At 70.1% G+C, this 21,667-nt stretch carries 16 protein-coding genes; 12 read left to right on the forward strand and 4 right to left on the reverse strand.

Features of this window, described 5'->3' with window-relative positions:
- Positions 1–68 precede the first annotated feature (68 nt).
- From KUM40_RS33915 to KUM40_RS33930, 4 genes are all read left to right on the forward strand, one after another.
- The gene (locus KUM40_RS33915; protein WP_308401293.1) at positions 69–1,220 is read left to right on the forward strand and encodes an ROK family transcriptional regulator; all 1,152 of its coding nucleotides are present in this window, start codon (positions 69–71) and stop codon (positions 1,218–1,220) included.
- A 90-nt stretch (positions 1,221–1,310) separates the two neighbouring features.
- Complete coding sequence (locus tag KUM40_RS33920; protein ID WP_217170146.1) at positions 1,311–1,727, forward strand: cysteine/serine endopeptidase inhibitor; 417 nt, start codon at positions 1,311–1,313, stop codon at positions 1,725–1,727.
- 23 nt (positions 1,728–1,750) lie between these two features.
- Positions 1,751–2,500: a chitinase gene (locus KUM40_RS33925; protein ID WP_217170147.1), complete on the forward strand. Its 750-nt coding sequence runs from the start codon at positions 1,751–1,753 to the stop codon at positions 2,498–2,500.
- Positions 2,501–2,535: 35 nt separating this feature from the next.
- Entirely contained in the window at positions 2,536–3,036 is a 501-nt protein-coding gene (locus tag KUM40_RS33930; RefSeq protein WP_217170148.1) for a CAP domain-containing protein, read from the forward strand.
- 119 nt (positions 3,037–3,155) lie between these two features.
- Here the strand turns inward: KUM40_RS33930 and KUM40_RS33935 are convergent, their stop codons facing one another.
- Positions 3,156–4,358 (reverse strand): beta-1,3-glucanase family protein, encoded by a 1,203-nt coding sequence (locus KUM40_RS33935; protein WP_217170149.1) that lies wholly within the window; start codon positions 4,356–4,358, stop codon positions 3,156–3,158.
- Between the two features lie 170 nt (positions 4,359–4,528).
- Here KUM40_RS33935 and KUM40_RS33940 point away from each other — a divergent pair, with 170 nt between their 5' ends.
- Both KUM40_RS33940 and KUM40_RS33945 read left to right on the forward strand, forming a co-directional pair.
- On the forward strand, positions 4,529–5,866 hold the full coding sequence (locus KUM40_RS33940; RefSeq protein WP_217170150.1) for an acetyl-CoA C-acetyltransferase: 1,338 nt from the start codon (positions 4,529–4,531) through the stop codon (positions 5,864–5,866).
- Positions 5,867–6,102: 236 nt separating this feature from the next.
- A complete protein-coding gene (locus KUM40_RS33945) occupies positions 6,103–8,031 on the forward strand; it encodes a long-chain fatty acid--CoA ligase (protein ID WP_217170151.1) in 1,929 nt (642 codons plus the stop codon).
- 21 nt (positions 8,032–8,052) lie between these two features.
- Here KUM40_RS33945 and KUM40_RS33950 read toward each other — a convergent pair whose 3' ends face one another.
- Complete coding sequence (locus tag KUM40_RS33950) at positions 8,053–8,694, reverse strand: class I SAM-dependent methyltransferase (RefSeq protein WP_217170293.1); 642 nt, start codon at positions 8,692–8,694, stop codon at positions 8,053–8,055.
- Between the two features lie 147 nt (positions 8,695–8,841).
- Positions 8,842–9,045, reverse strand: a complete 204-nt coding sequence (locus tag KUM40_RS33955; protein ID WP_046908818.1) for a cold-shock protein — start codon at positions 9,043–9,045, stop codon at positions 8,842–8,844.
- Positions 9,046–9,384: 339 nt separating this feature from the next.
- Here KUM40_RS33955 and KUM40_RS33960 point away from each other — a divergent pair, with 339 nt between their 5' ends.
- From KUM40_RS33960 to KUM40_RS33970, 3 genes are all read left to right on the forward strand, one after another.
- A complete protein-coding gene (locus KUM40_RS33960) occupies positions 9,385–10,233 on the forward strand; it encodes a menaquinone biosynthetic enzyme MqnA/MqnD family protein (RefSeq protein ID WP_217170152.1) in 849 nt (282 codons plus the stop codon).
- A gap of 103 nt (positions 10,234–10,336) precedes the next feature.
- On the forward strand, positions 10,337–12,058 hold the full coding sequence (locus tag KUM40_RS33965; protein ID WP_217170153.1) for a serine/threonine-protein kinase: 1,722 nt from the start codon (positions 10,337–10,339) through the stop codon (positions 12,056–12,058).
- Positions 12,059–12,227: 169 nt separating this feature from the next.
- Complete coding sequence (locus KUM40_RS33970; RefSeq protein ID WP_217170154.1) at positions 12,228–14,600, forward strand: serine/threonine-protein kinase; 2,373 nt, start codon at positions 12,228–12,230, stop codon at positions 14,598–14,600.
- Between the two features lie 73 nt (positions 14,601–14,673).
- Here KUM40_RS33970 and KUM40_RS33975 read toward each other — a convergent pair whose 3' ends face one another.
- The gene (locus KUM40_RS33975; protein WP_217170155.1) at positions 14,674–19,302 is read right to left on the reverse strand and encodes an FtsK/SpoIIIE domain-containing protein; all 4,629 of its coding nucleotides are present in this window, start codon (positions 19,300–19,302) and stop codon (positions 14,674–14,676) included.
- A 274-nt stretch (positions 19,303–19,576) separates the two neighbouring features.
- Here KUM40_RS33975 and KUM40_RS33980 point away from each other — a divergent pair, with 274 nt between their 5' ends.
- From KUM40_RS33980 to KUM40_RS33990, 3 genes are all read left to right on the forward strand, one after another.
- Positions 19,577–19,876 carry a WXG100 family type VII secretion target gene (locus KUM40_RS33980; RefSeq protein ID WP_073725395.1) on the forward strand — a complete coding sequence of 100 codons (300 nt, stop codon included), beginning with the start codon at positions 19,577–19,579 and terminating at the stop codon, positions 19,874–19,876.
- A 158-nt stretch (positions 19,877–20,034) separates the two neighbouring features.
- Complete coding sequence (locus tag KUM40_RS33985) at positions 20,035–20,349, forward strand: hypothetical protein (RefSeq protein ID WP_217170156.1); 315 nt, start codon at positions 20,035–20,037, stop codon at positions 20,347–20,349.
- Between the two features lie 3 nt (positions 20,350–20,352).
- Positions 20,353–21,645 carry a putative T7SS-secreted protein gene (locus KUM40_RS33990; protein WP_217170157.1) on the forward strand — a complete coding sequence of 431 codons (1,293 nt, stop codon included), beginning with the start codon at positions 20,353–20,355 and terminating at the stop codon, positions 21,643–21,645.
- The last annotated feature ends 22 nt before the right edge of the window (positions 21,646–21,667 follow it).

Raw genomic sequence — 21,667 nt, forward strand, 5'->3', positions numbered from 1 at the left:
TTCACAAGACCGGTCCCTACGTTCCTCCCCACAGCAGGCACGGACTGCTACGGGGAGGGATGCCGGAAGTGCCGGATGTGCGAACGCACTCGGACCGGGTACTGCGGTCGTTGCGCCAGTCGGGCCCCCTGACCAGGGGCGAGCTGGGGGAGCTGTGCGGACTGTCCCGCACCACGTTGTACGAGGTCGTCAGCAGACTCGTGGACCACGGGCTGGTGATCGCCACGGTGCCGGACGCCGGCCCGCGCGGACGCGGGCGCCCGGCGGAGCGGTTGGCGCTGAACCCCGATGCGGGGCGGAGCCTTGGCATCGACTTCGGCCGGCGGATCGTCCGCGTGGCCGCGACGGCGGTGCCGCACGACGACATCGGTACCGCCAGTGAGCCGTGCCGTCCCGACGCCCCCTGGCCGGAGCGCGTCGCCCTCGCGCGCAGGCTGGCGGACACCCTGACGGGTGGACGGCTGCGGCTCGACGTGTTCAACGGGGTCGGGGTCTCGGTGACGGACCCGGCTGCCGGTTCGTCCGCCCCGGTCGACCGACGGGCCCTGGCGGCGCTGATCGGCCGCAGCTTCGGCACCCGGGTACGGCTGGACGGCGCCCCGCGGTCGGCGGCGCTGGCCGAGACCGTGTGGGGCGCCGCCAAAGGCCGGCGGGACGTGCTCTACCTGGAACTGTCCGACCGGGTCGGCGGCGCACTGGTGAGCGCCGGCGCGCTGCACCACGGCGCGCACGGCCGGTCCGGAGAGTTCGGGCACATCACCGTGGAGCCCGCAGGCGCACCCTGTCCCTGCGGCGGCCGGGGATGTCTGCAGACGGTGGCCTCCACCACGGCCGTACTGAACGCGTACCGGGCCACGGCGGACCTACCGGACCTGGCCGCCGCACTGTGCGCCGGTGAACCGGCCGCCCACGCGGCGGTACGGCGGGCGGGCACGTACGCGGGCCGAGTGCTGGCCGGACTGGCGAACGCACTCGGACCCGGCGCCGTCGTCGTGGGAGGCGAACTCGTCACCGCCGCACCGGCCCTCATGGAGTCGGTACGGCGAGAACTGCGGGCGAACGTCGTGCGGTGGGGCTCACAGCCGCCGCTGCTCGTCCGCCGCGCCGAACTGGGCGACTTCGCCGCCGCCCTCGGCGCCGTATTCCTCCTGCGGCGGCCCACCGACACCTCCTCGAGTAAATCCGCCCGCAGCGCATTTAATCCGGCACCGGAATATTGACGGTCCTCGACGGCAGAATTGGCGGCTTTCTAAACTCCCGATGTCCGGGGTGTGTTCATTCCACCCGCCCGCAGAGAGGAACAACTCAACATGCTCATGAATCGGCGTGTCAGAGGAGTCGTCACCGTCGGCCTGGCCGCCGCCCTTCTGGGTGTCACGGAGGCAAGTCCCGCCTCCGCGGCACCCATCGGAAAGGTGCGGCAGGGAAAAGCGACGTTCTACACGGACCGCGGTACCGGCGCCTGCGGCAAGCCGGTCGACGCGGCACACCAGCGGATCGTCGCCGTCTCGCCGAAATGGTGGACGGCCGCCAATCCGAACAGGGACCCGCTGTGTCGGCTCAAGGTGCGCGTGACCTACAAGGGAAAGTCCATCACCGTGCCGGTCCGGGACAAGTGCGCCGGCTGCGGCCCCAACCACATCGACCTCGGACGGCCCGCTTTCGCGAAGCTGGCCGCTCCCGCCAAGGGCGTCATCAAGGGCGTCAAGTGGAAGTTCGTCCGATAACAGACAACAAAGGAGTGCAATCGATGTCCAAGCCCCGCATACGCACCGGGCTGCTCGCGGCCCTGACGCTCTCGACCCTGGCCGGACCGCTGGCCACCACGGCGTCCGCCGCCCCCGCCGTCCCCGCCGCCTCGGTCACTCCCACCGCACAGGCCGGATTCGTTGTCGGCAAGGCCGAGTTCAACCGCATGTTCCCGCGCCACAACAAGTTCTACACCTATGCCTCGCTGACGAAGGCGATGAAGGCGTTCCCGGCCTTCGCCCACACCGGCAGCGCCGCCGTCCGGAACCGCGAGGCCGCCGCCTTCCTCGCCAACGTCTCCCACGAGACCGGTGGGCTCAAGTACATCGTCGAGCAGGACAAGACCAACTACGCCCACTACTGCGACACGCGCAAGCCCTACGGCTGCCCGGCCGGCAGGGCCAAGTACTACGGACGCGGCCCGATCCAGTTGAGCTGGAACTACAACTACAAGGTCGCGGGTGACGCGCTCGGCATCGACCTGCTGCACCACCCCGGCCTGGTGCAGAAGAACCCGGTCGTCGCCTGGAAGACGGCCCTGTGGTTCTGGATGCGGCAGACGGGCTCCGGCCCCATGACCGGCCACCGCGCCATGGTGAGCGGGGCGGGCTTCGGCCAGACCATCCGCAGCATCAACGGTGCCGTCGAGTGCGACGGCCGCAGGCCGGACCAGGTCCGCCACCGGGTGGCCCAGTACAACAGGTTCGCCAAGATCCTGCATGTCGCGCCCGGCAAGAACAAGAGCTGCTGAAGGAACAGGAACAGGAACAGGAACAGGAACAGGACATGCCTATATCCCGGTACCTCGCCACCGCCCTGACCGTCGCCGCGGCGACGACCGCGCTGTCCGCCGGCTCCGTCACCACGGCCTCGGCGTCCGCGCCCGCGCCCAAAGGCCTGAAGGCCAATGTGCTCAAGCTGACGAACGCCGAACGGGCCAAGGCCGGCTGCCCCAAGCTGAAGTTCAGCGCGGCGCTCGCCAGGGCGGCGCAGCGGCACTCCGCCGACATGGCACGGCACAACTTCGTCGGCCACGTCGGATCGGGCGGCAGCACGATCGTGACCAGGGCCAAGGCCGCCGGTTACACCAACTGGAACGCGCTCGCGGAGAACGTCGCCGCCGGCCAGAAGACCGCGGCCGCCGTGGTGAAGAGCTGGATGAAGTCCCCGGGTCACCGGGCCAACATCCTCAACTGCTCGCTCGAGCACCTGGGCGTCGGCTATGTGAAGAAGCCCGGTACGCGCTACGGGACGTACTGGACCCAGGACTTCGGCGCGAAGTTCTGACGCCGACCGCCGCGTGCGGTGTGCCTCTGCATCGGCACACCGCACGCGGCGGTGGTGTGTCAGGGGACAGGGGACAGGGGTCAGGGGACAGGGGCGGGAGCGGGGATCAGAAGGGCGTGTCAGAAAGGAGTGATCGTCAGACGCAGGCGCTGGGGCGCGTTGTCCTGGATGTACGTGGCGAAGTCACCGACGTCGTCGAAGGCGAAGCCGTACGCCTTGCCGTTGTTCACCACCGAGTGGACCGCCTGCGCGTAGTGGTTGGTGACGGGGGTCCGGTAGAAGGCCGCCGCGCCGGTCGTGGGCTGGGCGCCGGCGCGCAGGAGCACGGAGCGGTTGAAACCGGCGCCGAGGACCGCGGCGACCGGGCCGCGCAGACCGTCGTTGGGCGCGGCGAGGCTGCCGTCGCAGAAGAGGATGTCGCGGGTGGTGGGCCGGTCGAAGGTGAGCGTGGCAGGACCGTGGAAGGTCAGCTTCCCCTTTCGTACCCGGCCGGTGAAGGTGCCCGCGTTGGTGCGGACCGTGAGGTTCCGCCGCGTGTAGCGCTGCCAGACCTGGTCGATGTACGGGCCGTAGTAGTTCCCCGGGAAGCGGCCGGCGTCGAGGCCGTGTCCGGGGGCGATGGCCCGCAGGTCCTTCACCATCAGCCGGTCGAACGCCTCGCGCCGCCGCAGGGCGGCGAAAACGGCCTTCCTGCCGCCCTTGCGCACCGCGCCGGTGGTGTGCCGGCCGCGCCCGGTCAACTGCAGGCTCATCGGGACGCTGAACATGTCGACCATGGTCGTGTTGCAGAACATCCCGTCGGCGTTGTGCGTGAACTCCGCGCAATCGTGCAACACCGGGTAGTTGGGGTCCGACGCGACCCAGCCGGCCGGAGTCTGCAGCGCGGGCCGCCCGTTGCCGTCCCGGACCACTTTCAGCTTCAGTTTCCCGCCCAGGGACACGTAGATACGGCCCGACATACGGGGGAGTGAGAGGTGGGTTTCCTTCTTCGCCGCGAGCGGGATCGCGTAGTCGGTGAAACCGCCCGCCTTGTTGTCCGCGAGGGCGAGCGGGACGGCCTTTCCGGACCGGTCGACCCTGACCTGCCGGCCATTCCGAGTTCCCACGATGTACACGTGGACCGACGCGTTCTTGAACTCCCCGCTGTTGTTGACGATCGTCAGCGGCAGCCGCCCTCCGGCCGCGGCGTGGGCCGCCGGCGCGGTGGCGGAAAGCAGCGGACCGGCCAGTGCGGCCCCGCCCGCCGCCACGAGAAGTGAGCGGCGCGCTATTGCGCGCGGATGGTCGTGCGTCCGGTCGTGCGTCCCGTCGTGCGTCGTCATCCCGTAATTCTCCTTTATTGGTGAAGGGTTACGGCGAAGGTGAACGTACAGCAATTCAAGGCGCCCGCTGATTTATCCCGGATTTTTTCCCTCACGTTCTCTCGCGCGCTTACTCTGGAGTAAGGTTACCGGCGGTAAGCCCCATGTCCCCGAGTGAGGAGCAGGTCGAGATGAGTCCTCTGGCAGCGCAGCCCACGCGCCGCGTCGCGGTCGTCGACGGAACGCGTGTCCCCTTCGCCCGCTCCGACGGGCCGTACGCCACCGCCTCCAACCAGGAGATGCTCACCGCGGCCCTCGACGGCCTGGTCGAGCGCCACGGCCTCCAGGAGCCGGGCGCGGTCGGCGAGTTCGTGGCCGGTGCGGTCCTCAAGCACAGCCGCGACTTCAACCTGGCCCGCGAGACGGTCCTCGGCTCGGCGCTCGACGCGCGGACCCCCGCCTACGACATCCAGCAGGCCTGCGGGACCGGGCTCCAGGCCGTGATCGCCGCCGCCAACAAGATCGCCCTCGGCCAGACCGAATCGGCGATCGCGGGCGGCGCGGACACGGCGAGCGACGCCCCGCTCGGCGTCAACGACCGCCTGCGCCGCATCCTCCTGGAGGCACGCCGGGCGAAGTCCCCCGGCGGCCGGCTGAAGGCGCTGGCCAGGGTCCGCCCCGGTCACCTGGTCCCCGACGTCCCGCGCAACGCCGAGCCGCGCACCGGCCTGTCGATGGGCGAGCACGCCGCGGTCACCGCCCGGACCTGGGGCATCGGCCGCGAGGCCCAGGACGAACTGGCCGCCACGAGCCACCAGCGGCTGGCGGCGGCGTACGAACGCGGCCTCTTCCAGGACCTGGTGATCCCCTTCCGAGCCCTGGCCCGCGACCAGAACCTGCGCCCCGGCTCGACGGTGGAGAAACTGTCCACGCTGAAGCCGGTGTTCGGCCTGGACGGCGCCGACCCCACGATGACGGCGGGCAACTCGACACCTCTGACGGACGGCGCGGCGACGGTGCTGCTGGCGAGCGAGGAGTGGGCCGAGGCCCGCGGCCTGGAGCCGCTGGCCTACCTGACGGCGTACGAGACGGCGGCCGTGGACTTCGTCCGCGGTGATGTCGCGGGCGGTGGCGGTGGCGGTGGCGATGGCGATGGCGGTGGCGATGTCGCGGGCGGCGGAGAGGACGGGCTGCTGATGGCACCGGCGTACGCGGTCCCGCGCATGCTGGAGCGGGCCGGGCTCGGGATCGAGGACTTCGACCTCGTCGAGATCCACGAGGCGTTCGCGTCCCAGGTGCTGGCCACGCTGGCCGCCTGGGAGAAGCGCGGCCTGACCCCGGTCGACCGGGACCGGCTGAACGTGGCGGGCTCCTCCCTCGCCACCGGCCACCCCTTCGCCGCGACCGGCGCCCGGATCGTGGCGACCCTGGCCACCCTGCTCGCCGAGCGGGAAGGACCGGGACGCGGACTCATCTCCGTCTGCGCGGCGGGCGGCCAGGGCGTCACGGCCATACTGGAACGAACGTGACCTACCCTCAGGTATCCGCCGAGACTGCACAGGCCCGGCGCGGGACCATCCCGGAACACGCACCAACTCCCCACGCGGGCGCCGTACGATCCCGGGACTGACCGCCGGTAACCCATGTCCGCGGAACCCGGCGATGAACGCCTCGGCGCGCGAGGCACGTACGTGATGCAGCAGAGCAGTGACACCACAAGCAGTGACACCACCAGTGTCTTTGCTGCACGTCCCAGGAGCCGCCCGTGTCCACCCCGCTTCCCTCCTTCGCCGCATCCGCCGCCTACACCGACTCGCCCGGCCCCACCCTGGTGGCCCCCGAGACGCGGCGGCTGGACGGGGCCGTACGGGAGGCCCACGTACCGCCGTTCGCGCCGCCGGTGCGCCGCGGCTCCCTCGCCGACCTGCCCTTCGACAACGCGGCCGCGGTCCCGGGCCAGGTGGTCCTCAGCCGCCGCTCGACGGACGGCGACTGGTCCGACGTGACGGCGGCCGAGTTCGCCGGGCAGGTGCAGGCGGTGGCCAAGGGCATGATCGCGGAGGGCCTCATGCCGGGCGACCGCATCGCGATCATGGCGCGGACGACGTACGAGTGGACGCTGCTGGACTTCGCCGCGTGGGCGGCCGGCCTGGTCACCGTCCCCGTCTACCCGACCTCCTCCCTCTTCCAGACCCGCTGGATCCTCCAGGACTCCGGCGCGGTCACCCTGGTCACCGAGACCACAGCGCAGGCCGCGGCCCTCGGCCCCGAACTGGACCGCATCCCCGACCTCAAGCACCTGTGGGTCATGGAGAAGGGGCACGTGGAGCGGCTGGCGGAGCTGGGCGCGCGGGTGCCCGACGCCGAGGTGGAGGTGCGCCGCGGCATGCTCGGCCCGAGCACCCTCGCCACCCTCATCTACACCTCCGGCACGACCGGCCGCCCCAAGGGCTGCGTGCTGACCCACGGCAACTTCTTCGCCGAGGTCGACAACGCGATCGAGCTGCTCTACCCCGTCTTCAAGGCGGAGACCGGCGAGGAGCCCTCGATCCTGCTCTTCCTCCCGATGTCCCACGTCTTCGGCCGCATGGTCGCCGTGGCCTGCGTCCGCGCCCGGGTCCGCCTCGGCCACGCCCCGAGCCTGAAGCCCGAGGACCTGCTGCCCGACCTGGCGGCCTTCCGCCCGACCTGCCTGCTGACCATCCCGTACATGCTGGAGAAGGTCTTCAACAGCGCCCGCGCCAAGGCCGAGTCCGGTGGCAGGGCCTCCACCTTCGACCGCGCGGCCTCGGTGGCGGTGCGCTACGGCGAGGCCAGGGAGGCCCGCCAGACCGGCACCGGCGGCGGCCCCGGCCGCGGCCTGCGGACCGCCCGCGCCTTCTACGACCCGCTCGTCTACCGGAAGATCCGCAACGCCATGGGCGGCCGCGTCAAGTACGCCATCTGCGGCGGCTCCCCGCTCGGCCGCCGCCTGGCCGCCTTCTACGCCGGCGCCGGCATCGAGATCTTCGAGGGCTACGGCCTGACCGAGACCACGGCCGCGGCCACCGTCACACCCCCGCTCAAGCCGCGCCTCGGCACGGTCGGCTGGCCGCTGCCCGGCACCCGCATCCGGATCGCCGCGGACGGCGAGATCCTGGTCGCCGGCGAGCAGGTCCTGCACGGCTACTGGGACCCACAGGCCGGTGGCGTCGTCCAGGCCGCCCCCGACGGCTGGTTCGCCACCGGCGACATCGGCAGCCTGGACGACGAGGGGTACCTGACGATCACCGGCCGCAAGAAGGAGCTGTTGATCACCGCGGGCGGCAAGAGCGTCGCCCCGGCCCCGCTGGAGAACTGGCTGCGCTCCCACCCCCTGATCTCCCAGTGCATCGTCCTGGGCGACCGCCGCCCCTACGTCTCCGCCCTGTTCACCCTCGACCCCGACGGCGTCACCCACTGGCGCCGCATGAACGGCAAGCACCCGGTGCCGCCGGAGCTGCTGACCGACGACGAGGAGGTCCACGCGGTCCTCCAGCGCGCGGTCGACGAGGCCAACAAGCTGGTCTCCCGCCCGGAGTCCATCCGCCGCTTCGCCGTCCTGCCCAGGGACTTCACCGAGTGGGAGGGCCACCTCACCCCCTCGATGAAGCTGCGCCGCGAGGTGATCATGCGGGACTTCGCGGGGGCGGTGGAGGGCCTGTACGAGGGGTAGGCAGGCGCCCGCCCCGTGGGCTCAGCGGCGGGCGATGAGGCAGGCCTGAGGGACCTGCGCGGAGGTGTCCGCCTCCTGCACGCGCACCGTCCGCGACAGCACCGTGAACCCGGCCCGCTCCAGCAGCTCCGCCATCGGCTCCGGCCGCCGCCGTTCGAAGTCCAGGGCGACCGGGTGGCCCCACGGGCGGTCGTGATGGCGGGGTTCGTCGCCGACCTGGAAGCCGAGGAGCAGATGCCCGCCCGGCGCCAGCACTCGCCACAGCTCCGCGAAGAGGTCCGGCAGCCGCTCCCACGGCGTGTGGATGGACGAGTACCAGGAGACGGCCCCCGCGAGCGCACCGTCGGGCAGGTCCAGCTCCAGCATGGAGCCCTGCTCGAAGCGCAGCCCGGGGTTCTCGCGGCGGGCGATGGCGAGCATGGAGGCGGAGAGGTCGAGGCCGAAGACCCGCAGGCCCAGCGAGGCGAGGTGCGCGGTGACCAGGCCGGGCCCGCAGCCGAGGTCGGCCACCTCCCCCTGCGGCCCCACCAGCTCGGCGAAGGCGCCCATCAGCGCCCGGTCCAGCGGGGCGTCGTCGAGCACGGTGCGGAAGCGGACGTGGTAGTCCTCGGCGACGGCGTCGTAGAAGGTCCGCGTGGTGGTCACGAAGGCGGCGTCAGTCATGGCGGGGTTCGTCGTGGCGGGGTCAGTCATGGCGGGACCCTAGCGGCAGCCACTGACACCAGAAGGACCGGGTGAAAGATGGGGCGAAAAGGGCAGGAGCCCCGTCGCCGTCGAAACGGCGCGGGGCTCCTTGGGTACTGCTGTCAATCAGACAGGAGTGACATTCTCCGCCTGCGGGCCCTTCGGACCCTGCGTGACGTCGAAGTTCACCTGCTGGTTCTCCTCGAGCGAGCGGAAGCCGCTCGCGTTGATCGCGGAGTAGTGGACGAAGACGTCGGGGCCGCCGCCTTCCTGGGCGATGAATCCAAAGCCCTTTTCGGCGTTGAACCACTTCACGGTTCCGGTAGCCATAAGCCCTCCTTGGGCCCAAAGGGTTGCCCTGCTCCAGAACCAGCAAGTGTGAAGACTGTGAATGCCGCACAACTGCATACGTCTGAGAACGACGAGAGCCCGCGGTCACATGCTCCGCAGGCTCTGTACTGCAAGGGAAACCAAACTGCAACTTGCTGTGAGCCTAGCACGCAGGCCCCCGGGCGCAACAGAGGCCAAGATCACTTCACCCGGACGTTTGAACGGCTGCGCCGTTCGGCTGACACCTGCCGACGTCAGGGGCCGGCGGTGGGTCGACGCCGGAGGGCGACGCCGGGGGTCGGCGGCGGGCGGGCGCCGGGCGAGGGCTAGCCTCACGATGTGGACAATTCTCGCACCCGGCCGCGTGTCGGCCACATCCAGTTCCTGAACTGCCTGCCCCTGTACTGGGGGCTCGCGAGAACGGGCACGCTCCTCGACTTCGAGCTGACGAAGGACACCCCGGAGAAGCTCAGCGAGCAGTTGGTGCGGGGCGATCTCGACATCGGTCCCGTGACCCTGGTCGAATTCCTCAAGAACGCCGATGACCTGGTCGCCTTCCCCGACATCGCCGTCGGCTGCGACGGCCCGGTCATGTCGTGCGTGATCGTCTCCCAGCTCCCGCTGGAGCGGCTGGACGGCGCCCGGGTCGCCCTCGGCTCGACCTCGCGCACCTCCGTACGCCTCGCCCAGCTCCTCCTGGCGGAGCGCTACGGCGTCCAGCCGGACTACTACACCTGCCCGCCGGACCTGAGCCTGATGATGCAGGAGGCCGACGCGGCCGTCCTCATCGGCGACGCCGCCCTGCGCGCCAACATGATCGACGGCCCGCGCTACGGCCTCGAGGTGCACGACCTGGGCGCGCTGTGGAAGGAGTGGACGGGCCTGCCGTTCGTCTTCGCGGTCTGGGCGGCCCGGCGCGACTACGCGGAGCGTGAGCCGGTCATCACCCGCAAGGTGCACGAGGCCTTCCTCGCCTCCCGCAACCTCTCCCTCGAGGAGGTGGAGAAGGTCGCCGAGCAGGCGGCCCGCTGGGAGGCCTTCGACGAGGACACCCTGGCGAAGTACTTCACCACCCTCGACTTCCGCTTCGGCGCCCCGCAACTGGAGGCGGTCACCGAGTTCGCCCGCCGGGTCGGCCCCACCACGGGCTTCCCGGCGGACGTGAAGGTCGAACTGCTCCAGCCCTGACACGCCGGGGGTGCCCGTACTGGCGGCCCACTACCCTGCTGGGGCAGGGATCGGCGTACAGGGGAATGCGGGAACACGGGAGTACGGGGGAGGGGTGGGAGCCATGCGGCCGCTCGAAGTCGACGAACCCACCGTCGTGGGGCCCTACCGGCTGCTCGGCCGGCTGGGCTCCGGCGGCATGGGCCGGGTCTACCTGGGCCGCAGCGCGGGAGGCCGCACGGTCGCCGTGAAGATCGTGCACCCGCACTTCGCGCTGGACGAGGAGTTCCGGGCCCGGTTCCGGCGCGAGGTGGACGCCGCGCGCCGGGTGGGCGGCGCCTGGACCGCGCCCGTACTGGACGCCGACCCCGAGGCGCGCGTGCCGTGGGTCGCCACGGCCTACGCGGCCGGTCCGTCCCTGACGGCGGCCGTCGCGGACGGCGGCCCGCTGCCCGCCCACTCGGTACGGGTGCTCGGCGCGGGCCTGGGCGAGGCGCTGGCCGCGGTGCACGAGCTGGGCCTCGTCCACCGAGACGTGAAGCCCTCCAACGTCCTCCTCACCCTCGACGGCCCCCTCCTGATCGACTTCGGCATCGCCCGCGCCACCGAGGGCACCGCCTCCCTGACCTCGACCGGCGTCTCGATCGGCTCCCCCGGCTACATGTCGCCCGAGCAGATCCTCGGCAAGGGCGTGACGGGCGCGGCGGACGTCTTCTCGCTGGGCGCCGTCCTGGCCTTCGCGGCGATGGGCGCGCCCCCCTTCCCGGGGGACTCCTCGGCCGCGCTGCTCTACAAGGTCGTCCACGAGGAGCCCCGGCTCGACGACCTGGACGGCGAGCTGCACGAGCTGGTCGCGTCCTGCCTGGCGAAGGACCCGGCCGCCCGCCCCGCCCCCGCCGAGGTCGCCCGGCGCCTGGCCCCCGAGGGCGCGGCACACCTGGTCACCGGCGGCTGGCTGCCGGGCGCGCTGGTGGAGCGGGTCAGCCGCAGCGCCGTACAGCTCCTGAACCTGGAGGCGGCGGAGTCGTCGAGGCAGATGCCGGGGCAGGTGTCGGGGCCCGTCGGATTCAGCAGCCCGTCGGTCGGAGCCCCGGACGCGAACGGCGGCGCGGCGGCCCCCGGCGTCTTCGGTCCGGCGCCGGTGATGCCCACACCGACGACGGCACCACCGTCGGCACCGACCCAGGCCCCGGACGTGCCGGGGCCGCGCGACGGCGACCGTACTGCGTCCCCGTCTCCGTCCGCGTCTCCGTCTCCCTCCCCGTCTCCGGGCAAGCTGTCCGTCTCCGTCGCGGCCACCACCACCCAGGGCGCCGAGGGACGCGGCCGACGGCTTAGCTGCACCGTGGCACTGGCGGTGGCGGGAGCACTGGCGGCGGTGACGGTCGGCTCGGTGTTCGTCCTGGACCTGCTGCCGGGCCGAGGCAGCGACGCGAACAACGCCGGCGGCAGCAGCGATGCCTCCCACGAGCCCTCCGCCGCCGCCACCTCCGGCAGTCTGCCCGAGCGCTACGTCGGCACCTGGCAGGGACAGGCCGCCGCCCTGGACGGCAAGCTGCCGCTGGGCACCTTCCGTATCACGATCAAGCAGGTGAACGTCGGCGAGGAGCTGGGCAGACTCCGCCAGACCGACGCGCTGGGCGGCGTCTGCGTGGACGTGATCACGCTCAAGAAGGTCACGGACAAGCAGATCGTCGCCGGTTCCGTCGGCGCCGAGGGCAACCACGACGGCTGCAACCCCGCGCCCACCACCGTCACCTTCACCCCGATTGGCGACGACCTCGACTACGCCTCGGAGAGCGAGGAGTCGGGACGGCCCGAGGCGCGCCTGTCGAAGGTCAAGTAAACGAGGCGGGCCACCTGTTCCACCCGCTTCCACCCGCTTCCACTCACCGTCTCCGCCGGGGCATGCCCCTGCAATGGCTCCATCTCCGTTGTTATTACTGTGTCTGCGATACGAACATCTGATCGCGAGATGACTGTTCGTCAATGTTGTGCGACGGGGAAGGCCCGCAATGGAGACACTGCAGTCGGACGATCCGCAGGAGCTGGGCAGCTACCGCCTCCTGCGAAGGCTTGGTGCCGGTGGAATGGGCCGCGTCTACCTCGCCCGGTCGCCCGGCGGTCGTACCGTCGCGGTCAAGGTGGTCCGCCCCGATCTCGCGCAGGACGACGACTTCCGCGCGCGCTTCCGGCACGAGGTGGAGATCGCGCAGGCGGTCTCCGGCCGGTTCACCGCCCCCGTTGTGGACGCCGACCCGGATGCGCCCTTGCCCTGGCTCGCCACGTCGTACGTCCTCGGCCCCGATCTGACCGACGTGGTCGCGGCGCACGGGGCGCTGCCCGAGCGCACGGTCCGCGCGCTGGCCGCCGGACTGGCCGGCGCCCTGCAGGACATTCATGCGGCGGGCCTGATGCACCGGGACCTCAAACCCTCCAACGTTCTGCTGGCCGCCGACGGACCCAGGCTCATCGACTTCGGCATCGCGCGTGCGGTGGACGGCAGCCGTATGACCCAGACCGGTGTGGTGGTCGGCTCGCCCGGTTACATGTCGCCGGAACAGGCGGTGGGCAAGGACGTCGGAGTGGCGGGCGATGTCTTCTCCCTCGGTTCCGTGCTCGCGTTCGCGACCACCGGGCGGGGCGCCTTCGGAGACGGCACGACCTCGCACGCCGGGCTGCTCTACCAGGTCGTGCACGGAGAGGCCGACCTGACAGGCGTGCCCCCGTCCTTGCTGGGCCTCGTCCGCGCCTGCCTGATGAAGGACCCGGCGCAGCGCCCGGCGCCGGGAGAGATCGTCACCGCGCTGGCCGGGCAGGGCATCGACGCCGCCCTCCACGACTGGCTGCCGTCGGCAGTCGCCTCGACCATCGCGACCCACGCCGCACGGATCCTGGACCTTGAGGCACCGTCGACGCCGCGTACCGCCCCGCAGGCCCAGCCGGCGGCAGGCTTCGGCCCGGCGCCGACCATGTTCGACGGCACGCCGTCGACCGGAACGGCCGGTCAAGGCACGGCGCCGGGCGGGACCCCGGGACCCGCGTACGGCAGCCCCCTTCCCGGCACGGTGCAGCTCGGTGCGGACAGCGCACCCGCACCCGCACCCGCACCCGCACCCGCGCCCGCACCCGCACCCGCGCCCGCGCCCGCGCCCGCACCGGCACCCGCTCCAGCCCGGTCCCGTCGGCGCGTACTCGGCGTAGCCCTCGGTGGCGCCGCTGCCGTCGCGGTGACCGGGGGCGGCGTCGCGTGGGCGCTCACGTCCGACGACGCGTCCGGCGACGCGACGGGGGCTTCCGGCTCCGAGGCTTCGGCCGAGCCGGGGGACGAGAACTTCACGACTCCGCCCGCCGGAGTGGCACCGCAGCCGCTGTGGCACAAGTCGGCCGCGGAAGACAGCACCACGACGGGCGTACCGCTCCTCACACACGACGGACTTCTCCTGATCAGCGGTGATCCGCTCGTTGCCTACGGCGTCAAGACGGGCAAGGCCCGCTGGACCAAGCCGGGCATCTGCCGCCCCGGAGCCCAACTCCTCTTCCACGACGGCAAGGTGTTCCTCGCCGACGGCGACTACGACGGTGTCCTGGTCGCCTACGACGTCAAGAAGGGCGAGGAAGTCTGGCGCAGCCGCCTCGGCAAGCAGCTTTCCGTCGAGAACACGATCGCGATCGACGCCAAGAACGTCTACGTCACGGCGACCGACTACGGCCAGTCGAAGAGCGCCACCAAGTACCGCACGGCCGTCGCGGCCATCAACCACACCACGGGAAAGAAGGCGTGGATCCAGCACCGGGACTGGGGCACCAAGGACTACGACGTCCAGGGCGCCGTCTCGGGCAAGTACCTGGTCTACGCCGACTCGAACTACAACCTCACCGTCCGGGACACCGCCACCGGCGGTCAACTGTGGACCAAGAAGATCGGCGACGAGTGGACCTGGCGGCCCACGGTCGCCAACGGCCTTGTCTTCCTCCCGGGCGACAAGCTCACCGCCGTCGACGCGGACAAGGGAAGCCCCGTGTGGACGCTGCCCCCGGCCGGCCGCCGCGGCTTCCACAACCCGACGGTCGTCAACGGCGTGCTCTACGTCAGCGACCACGACGACGGCGTGTGGGCGGTCAACGCCAAGACCGGCAAGCGAACCTGGCTCTGCGACGAGCTGGACGTCGAGGGCCCGGAGACGTTCCTGCGGGCAGGGGCAACCCTGTACGGCGCCACTGGCTCCCTGGACGGCGGCATCGTCGCCCTGGAGGCGAAGACCGGTAAGTTGCGATGGACGTACAGCGACAGCAAGGGCGTGGGCGAGCCATGGCAGCTCGCCCTCTCCGGGAACCGGCTGTTGGCGACGCACGGCCGCGAGATCTACGCCCTGCCGGCGGTGTAGCGAGACCGACGGGCCGCAGGACCCCGTCGGCCCTGCGACCCATCGTCCCTTCCGGGCGGCCCGTGCCTGCCCGTCACATCGGCGTCGTGACCGTCAGGTGCTCCCCGCTGCCGAGGTGCAGCATGCCCTTGCCCGGAGTGATCGGGCCGCCGACCATGCTCCGGTTCGTGCGGATGCCGATCAACTCTCCTGCGGAGCTGTCCTGCGGAGACAGCAGGATGCCGCGGCGGGCCTTCTTCATGTCGAACTGCCAACCGGAGAAGCCGTCGCAGATCTCCTCCTCGTCACCGGCGATGACGACGGCCAGGCCCTCCTCCACACCGCGTTCGACGATGCGCTTGAAGACGTCCTCGGCGTCGCAGTCGTCGTGCACCTCCGCGTCGTCGACCAGGACGACGATCGGCTGCTCGGGACTGGCCGACCCGATGAGCTCCTCCATCTCGTCCTCGTCGATGTCCCGGCCGGTGAAGACCTTCAGCACGCCTTCCGTCTCCTCCAGTTCGCGCAGCGGGGACGGGCGGGGCGCCGCCAGAATCAGCCGTACGCCCTGAGCGAGGCAGGAGCGCGCGACGTTCAGCAGCACGGTGCTGCGCCCGGACTTCGCGGGTCCGCCGATCACGAACGCCGGGACACCCTGGGCGAGGTCGGGGCCGAAGGCGGTGAGCTCGTCGCCGCCGACACCCACCATGGTCCACAGCGGGGAGGCGCTCGTCACCGGGTCGCGCATGGCCCAGGCATCGGCGAAGGAGATCCGGCTGGGCAGCACGTCGACGCGGAACGGGCGCCGGGAGCGCGGCAGTTCGGCGTCCCGGGCGGTCGCAGCCTCGCCGATCGTGCCGAGCGCGGAAGCCTGGCCCTGACCGGTGGTGTCCTCGGCGAGCAGGGCGAACTGGGTCTCCGTCGCCGTCCCGCTCGCGAAGCCGCGGCCGGGCGGGATCTCCTCGGGGATCTTGCGTGCGTTGATGTCCAGCAACGAGAAGTCGCCGCGGTCCGCGAGGCGCAGACCGTACTTGTCTTCGGTGAGGGAGGAGATCCGCCCCGTCAGTAGCTGACGGTCACCGGTGACCACCAGGTGCAGGCCGACGCTCGCGCCCTCGCGCATCATCGCCATCACCTGGTCCGTGAGGTCGCCGTGGTTGTACTCGCCGAGCGTGGGCAGCCAGCCCTCCCAGCGGTCGAGGAGGACCATGATGTGGGGCAGTCGCTCGTCCTCGGCCGCGGCGGCCCGCTGCTCCCCGATGTCGGCATAGCCCTTCTCCGCCAACAGATCCTGGCGACGGGTGACTTCGCCGGTGAGCCGATTGAAGAGCCGGATGACCCGCTCCTGCTGATTACGGCTGACGACCGCGCCGCAGTGCGGCAGCCGGGTCAGTGCGTTCAGGGCGCCGTTGCCGCAGTCGATGCCGTACAAGTGGACGTCGGCGCTCGACAGCGTGCGGGCCAGGGAGCCCGCGACGGTACGCAGCACCTGCGAGCGGCCGCTGCGCTGGCCACCGGCGACGAGCAGGTGCCCGAAGGTGGCGAAGTCGACGACCACCGGGCGGCGGGCCTGGTCGGACGGCAGGTCCGCGATGCCGTACGGAGCCGCCGGCAGCGCCCCCTGGCTGTGCACCTGCGGAATGTCGTCCAACAGCAGCGACTCGTCCAGAGCGGGCAGCCACGGAGAGTGCTGGGCCGGAATGCCGACGGCGTCATTGGCCTCCCGGATGGCGTCCACCAGGACCTTGAGATCGGTGATCTCGTCGTCCTCCCTTGCCTCGGCCTTGGGCTTGGCGAGCCCGGCCCGTCCCAGTTCCTGCCAGGAGAGCAGGCCGGCCCACGGGGCGAGCGCCGCCGGATCCGCGGCACCCGGGCGGCGGCCACCGACCCGGCCGGACTGGAAGGGGACGAGGGAGGCGTGGCCGAGACGGACGTACGCGCGGCCAGGGGTGTTCTTGCCGATGTGACCGGCGTCGGGAGCGTCGATGACATCGGTCGACTCACCGGCGTCGGTCACGCGCAGCGCGATCCGCAGGTTGGTGTTGGCGCGGATCTCGGGCGACACGACACCACTCGGCCGCTGCGTGGCGAGCAGGAGGTGAATGCCGAGGGAGCGGCCTCGCTGGGCGATGTTGACGAGACCTGTCACGAAGTCGGGCAGGTCGCGGACCATGGACGCGAACTCGTCGATGACGATGAGCAGCCGGGGTATGTGTGGGTGGGACGGGTCCCGGCGCACCAGGTCCTGGTAGTCCTCGATGTCCTTGGCGTCGGCGGCGGAGAGAATGTGCTCGCGTCGCTTGAGTTCCGCGCCCAGCGATTCCAGGGCGCGTTCGACGAGGTGGGCGTCGAGGTCGGTGACCATGCCGACGGTGTGCGGGAGTTTGACGCAGTCCTTGAAGGCGGACCCGCCCTTGTAGTCGACGAGGACGAACGTCATGTTCTCGGGAGTGTTGGCGACGGCGAGTGCGGCCACGATGGTCTGGAGCAGCTCCGACTTGCCCGAACCGGTCGTACCGGCGATGAGCCCGTGCGGGCCGTCGCGCCGCATGTCGATGCCGAACGGACCGTCGTACGACTCACCGATGACCGCCATCGTGGACTGTCCGCCCATGCGCCAGCGCGCGGCGATGTCGTCGCGGGTCGGGGGCTCAAGCTGGAGCACGTCGAGGAGTCGGCTCGAGGACGGGAGCGCGGAGTCCTCGGTCTCGCCACTGATGTCGCGCAGGGGCGCCAGCGCCCGGGACAGCCGGGCACACCAGGCAGGGGAGACGAAGTCGGGCCGTACACCGGACCTGCGCCGGGCACCGGTCTGCTCGACGCGCAGCCGCAGTTCGAGGGCCTGCTCGGTGGCCTGCTGGGTCTGCTGACCGCCCTCGTACCAGGCCTGGAAGGAGGGGAAGCCACCGGCGGCGGCCTGAGGAGAGCTGCCGGCCCGAGCCGCGACGGTGCCGTTGTGGCCGTTGTGGCCGTTGTGGCCGTCGTGATCGTTGTGGGCCAGCGGCTCGGCGACGACGAAGGCCTGGCACTCGCCGGGCAGGAAGCGCTCTTCCTCGTCCAGGCAGATCGCGTACACGGCGACCGCCGGCCCTTCCCGCAGGAGTCGTACGACGCCCGGCAGCGACCTCAGCCGACGCGACCCGTCCCACACGACGACGATGTCCGGGTCGGAGAAGGCAGGACCGACGCCACCCTGGTTGTTCTCCTTCAGGGCCTTCTGCCTGGCATCGAGCAACTGCGTCAGCTCGCCGACCCGGGCGCTCACGGTCTCGGAGTCCGTCCCGATCACCACGTTGACGTCCTGGCCGCTCGCGGGGCGGGCGTGCGGGAGCCAGCGGACCCAGTCCCAGCGCGGCTGTGCCTGGTTCTCGGTGAGCACGTAGAACTGGACATCCATCGGACTGTGCAGCACCGCGCTCTGCGCCACGGCCCACCTCGCGAGTGCCTGCGCCGAGTCGCCGGGCCCCGCGACACCGATGACACCCAGATCCCTCAGCGGCAGTGCGACGGGAGAGTCCTCGATCTCCCAGGTGACCTGACGCTTGTGCTCGTCCTGCTCCGGATCGTCGAGAACGACCTCGGACCGCACGTGGCCGGTGCCGACCCGAAGGAGCAGATGATCGGGGTCCGTGCGCCGCCGCTCCCACAACCGGGTACGAGGCCCGGTGCCGAAGGCGAGCACAGCGGCGGGATCGGGACTGGCGCCGCGTCGGTCGAGCCGCTCCAGCCGCAGCGCGTCCTGGGCGTCCTTCTCGATCCGCTCCTTGGTCTCCTTGTACTCCTTGACCTGCTTCGCATGGGACTTGCGCCCGTGCTTCTTGTCATTGAAGTAGTTGCCGAAGAGCATGACCGGGCTCAGCAGAGCCATGATCAAGTAGTACCAGCGCCCGAAGATCATGACGGACACGACCGCGCCGACCAGCGGGAACAGGGCCATCAGCCAGGGCAGCGGCCGGACTTCGTACTCGCTGGGCGGAGAAGGCAGCCGGAAGTGTGTCTTGCGCTCTGCCGGGCGCAGTCGCGGGGGCCGGTTGTAGTCGAGTCCGGCTCCGTCCTCCGACCACTTCAGGGCAGCGTTGGGAGGGGAGTAGCCGTCGATCTCCAGAAGTGTGTTGCCGAGGGCGAGTTGGGAGCCGAGGGGCCAGGAGCCGCCATCGAAGTCTTCACCGTCGAGCCGGCGCTGTTTGTTCTCGCCCCCCTGCTTCCTCTCCTCACCCCCCGTGTTCTTCTGCTCGATGCCGTGCAGGGTGACGTCGCAGGTGCCGTCCATGGCGATGGACAGCGTGGCGGCTCGCGAAGCGAGTTCGGGATCGCTGATACGGATGTGCGCGGCAGGGCCGCTGCCGATGTCGTACCGACCGACGCCCAGCCGGTGCACGGCGCCGGCGGCGGGACCGCCGGCCACACGGAACTCCACGACACCGGTCGGCTCACCGGACACGCAGCCGGCCGGGTCGTGCAGGCTGACGACGGCGCCCTCGCGCAGCGGCGAGCCGACGATGTTGGCGTCGGGGTCGAGGGCGTAGCCGTCGACGAAGGCCTGCGGTGCGCCGCCCGGGCCGGGACGCCCGCCGATGGGGATGACATCCGCACCACCGGCAACACCGACATGGTGCGCCAGCTCCCGAGTGATGTCGCCGACCGATGACTCCGGATCGGCGTCGAGCACCACATCGGCGCTGGCTCCGCCGACCGGGTCGACGACGGTCAGACTCAGGCGCACGTTGGTCCTCCTCGCTGGGCTGAGGCCGCCCCCGGAACGCTGAACACAGTGAAGCGACCTTAGCCGCCGCACCTTGCCCCCGTGCAACGGGATGCACAGGGCTTCGCAGGCCGGGATGTGCACTGGTTCACGCTTCCGCTGCCGGGTATCCCTGTCGTCTCCAGAGCCTCACCCGTAGGATCTTTGCTCATGCGGACGGCCCGAAGACGACCGGGCTGACCGCGCCAGTCACGCCACGGGGGATGGCCCTGCGGCGACGGGAGGGAGAGCTGTCATGGCCAAGGATGCAGACCTTACTTATGCCGAGATGGAGAAGAAGGCCAACGACCTCATCAAGGCGATGGGCGACATGGAAGACATGTTGAAGGCCATCGAGAAGGGTGTCGAGGAACTCGTCGCCAACGGCTTCACCACGCAGAAGGCCTCCGGCGCCTACGACGAGTCCATCAAGGACTTCACCAAGGGCGCGGCCAAGACCGTGAAGGGCCTGGAGGGACTCTCCAAGTTCCTGACCAACGCCAAGAAGGCGTACGAGGACCTGGACGAGCAGTTGGCCAAGTCCGCCAAGGGCTGACGTCGGCGGCGGCTACCAGGCCGTCCGGGCGCGGTGGGGTGCATACAGTGTCCTGCCGCGCCCAGGCATGTCGCCCGTTGAGGATGGAAGTCCTAACGAGTGGCCGACATAACTCGGTACCACCTTGACCTGATCAAGGAATCCCCGAGGAGGGGCCCATGGGGGAGCACGACCGCCTGCTGGTCGACTTTACACTTCTGGAGTCTTCGAAGAAGAATCTAAAAGACATCAAAAAAGCCCTCGAAGACATCGAGGAACACCGTTCCGACATCCGTGACATCTGGGGCCATGACAGCATCGCCGGTAAAATGGATGATTTTGTCAACAATTGGGACAACTATAGACGGGAACTCCTCGATAATGTCGAGGACTTGGGTAAGCAAGTCGATACTTCACTCAAGAGCTTCGAGAAGCTGGACCTCGATCTAGAAAAGGCGACCGAGAAAAAGCACAGCAAAAGCGGGGGAAGTTGACCTATGGGTACTGGTAAGGGCAGGCGCCGGCCGGTCGACTGGCATCCGCTGGCGGAGAAGGACCCGATCCCCGGCGATCCGGAGGACATCCGCGACGAGGTCACCAGGAAGAAGAATCTCGCCTCGACGCTGCGCGACCAGGCTGCCATCCTCCGCAAGGCCGCCGACGGAGACGCCCTGAAGGGCAAGTACGCCGACAAGATCCGGGAAAAGTCCGGCGACCTCGAGAAGCGTTTCCGCGAGACGGCGGGCCGCTACGAACGGGTCGTCGGTGACCTCGGCAACTGGGCCAATGAGCTGGAGGGCTTCCAGGAACGGGCCGACGGTATCCTCCGCGCTGCGAAGCAGGCCGACGAGGAACACGCCGCCGAGGTGAAGAAGAAGGAAGCCGAAGCCAAGAAGGACGGCGACAAGAAGGCGCCAGAGGAGACCGACCCCGGCAGTCACCTGGCATCCTACCACAAGCAGCTCAACCAGGTCATATCCGAGCGCGATTCCCGTGCCCGGCATTACGCCGAGAACATTGACGATGACATCTCTGACATCATCAAGGACAGCGGGTGGGAGAACTTCAAGGACTGGGTGCATAAACATGCGGATACGATCAAGTCCGTCATTGAAGTCCTGAGTTGGGCAGCGACCATCATCGGTACCATTGCCCTCCTCTTCACGCCCGTCGGATGGTTGGCGACCGTCATTGCGGTGACCGCCATCGGTCTCACGGCGCTCGTCGGCGTCGGGCACACGGTGCTGGCCCTCTCCGGTGAGGGGAGCTGGACGGATGTCGCCATGGACGTCTTCGCGCTGGCGACGCTGGGATTCGGCAGCGTGGCGATGAAGGGCGTGAAGGCCGCGACGACAGCGCTCAAGAGCGCAAGCAGGGCTGGACGGTTCCAGCGGTACGCGAATCTGCGCAAGCTGCTCGACAGGAACGTCACGCGATACGGCACCAACTCGGCCCGCGGTGCGAAAGCCGCGCGTGCGAAGGGGGCGCTGCGCCAGATCGGGTCGAGGGAAACACGACCTGGGGCTACCCGGCTCGAACGCCTGCTGGGTGGTGATGGTGAGGTCGTCAGCGCAACCAAGTTCGCCAAGGCCATGCGCGCCGAGTTCGGCGGGAATTCCGATGTGGTGAAGGCGGCCGATGCGGTGGGCAAGGCTAGCAGAAACTTCCGCATGAACTACCTGGCAGCCACCTCCGTAGACCTCGGAGATAAGGCCGGAGAAAAATTCGGTGGCGACGCGTACGGAGACGCCAAGGACGTCCTCACGCTTGAAGTCGGGAGTCGCTGGTGAGTACTGCCCGATTTCGTTCGCC

Source organism: Streptomyces sp. AC512_CC834, assembly GCF_019049325.1.
Lineage (GTDB): Bacteria > Actinomycetota > Actinomycetes > Streptomycetales > Streptomycetaceae > Streptomyces.

Excerpts from the sequence above, each read along its gene's own strand:
- KUM40_RS33965 (WP_217170153.1), top strand. The coding sequence starts at position 10,337 with ATGCGGCCGCTCGAAGTCGACGAACCCACCGTCGTGGGGCCCTACCGG.
- KUM40_RS33980 (WP_073725395.1), top strand. The coding sequence starts at position 19,577 with ATGGCCAAGGATGCAGACCTTACTTATGCCGAGATGGAGAAGAAGGCC.
- KUM40_RS33990 (WP_217170157.1), top strand. The coding sequence starts at position 20,353 with ATGGGTACTGGTAAGGGCAGGCGCCGGCCGGTCGACTGGCATCCGCTG.
- KUM40_RS33935 (WP_217170149.1), bottom strand. The coding sequence starts at position 4,358 with ATGACGACGCACGACGGGACGCACGACCGGACGCACGACCATCCGCGC.
- KUM40_RS33930 (WP_217170148.1), top strand. The coding sequence starts at position 2,536 with ATGCCTATATCCCGGTACCTCGCCACCGCCCTGACCGTCGCCGCGGCG.
- KUM40_RS33970 (WP_217170154.1), top strand. The coding sequence starts at position 12,228 with ATGGAGACACTGCAGTCGGACGATCCGCAGGAGCTGGGCAGCTACCGC.
- KUM40_RS33950 (WP_217170293.1), bottom strand. The coding sequence starts at position 8,694 with ATGACTGACGCCGCCTTCGTGACCACCACGCGGACCTTCTACGACGCC.
- KUM40_RS33940 (WP_217170150.1), top strand. The coding sequence starts at position 4,529 with ATGAGTCCTCTGGCAGCGCAGCCCACGCGCCGCGTCGCGGTCGTCGAC.
- KUM40_RS33920 (WP_217170146.1), top strand. The coding sequence starts at position 1,311 with ATGCTCATGAATCGGCGTGTCAGAGGAGTCGTCACCGTCGGCCTGGCC.
- KUM40_RS33925 (WP_217170147.1), top strand. The coding sequence starts at position 1,751 with ATGTCCAAGCCCCGCATACGCACCGGGCTGCTCGCGGCCCTGACGCTC.
- KUM40_RS33985 (WP_217170156.1), top strand. The coding sequence starts at position 20,035 with ATGGGGGAGCACGACCGCCTGCTGGTCGACTTTACACTTCTGGAGTCT.
- KUM40_RS33955 (WP_046908818.1), bottom strand. The coding sequence starts at position 9,045 with ATGGCTACCGGAACCGTGAAGTGGTTCAACGCCGAAAAGGGCTTTGGA.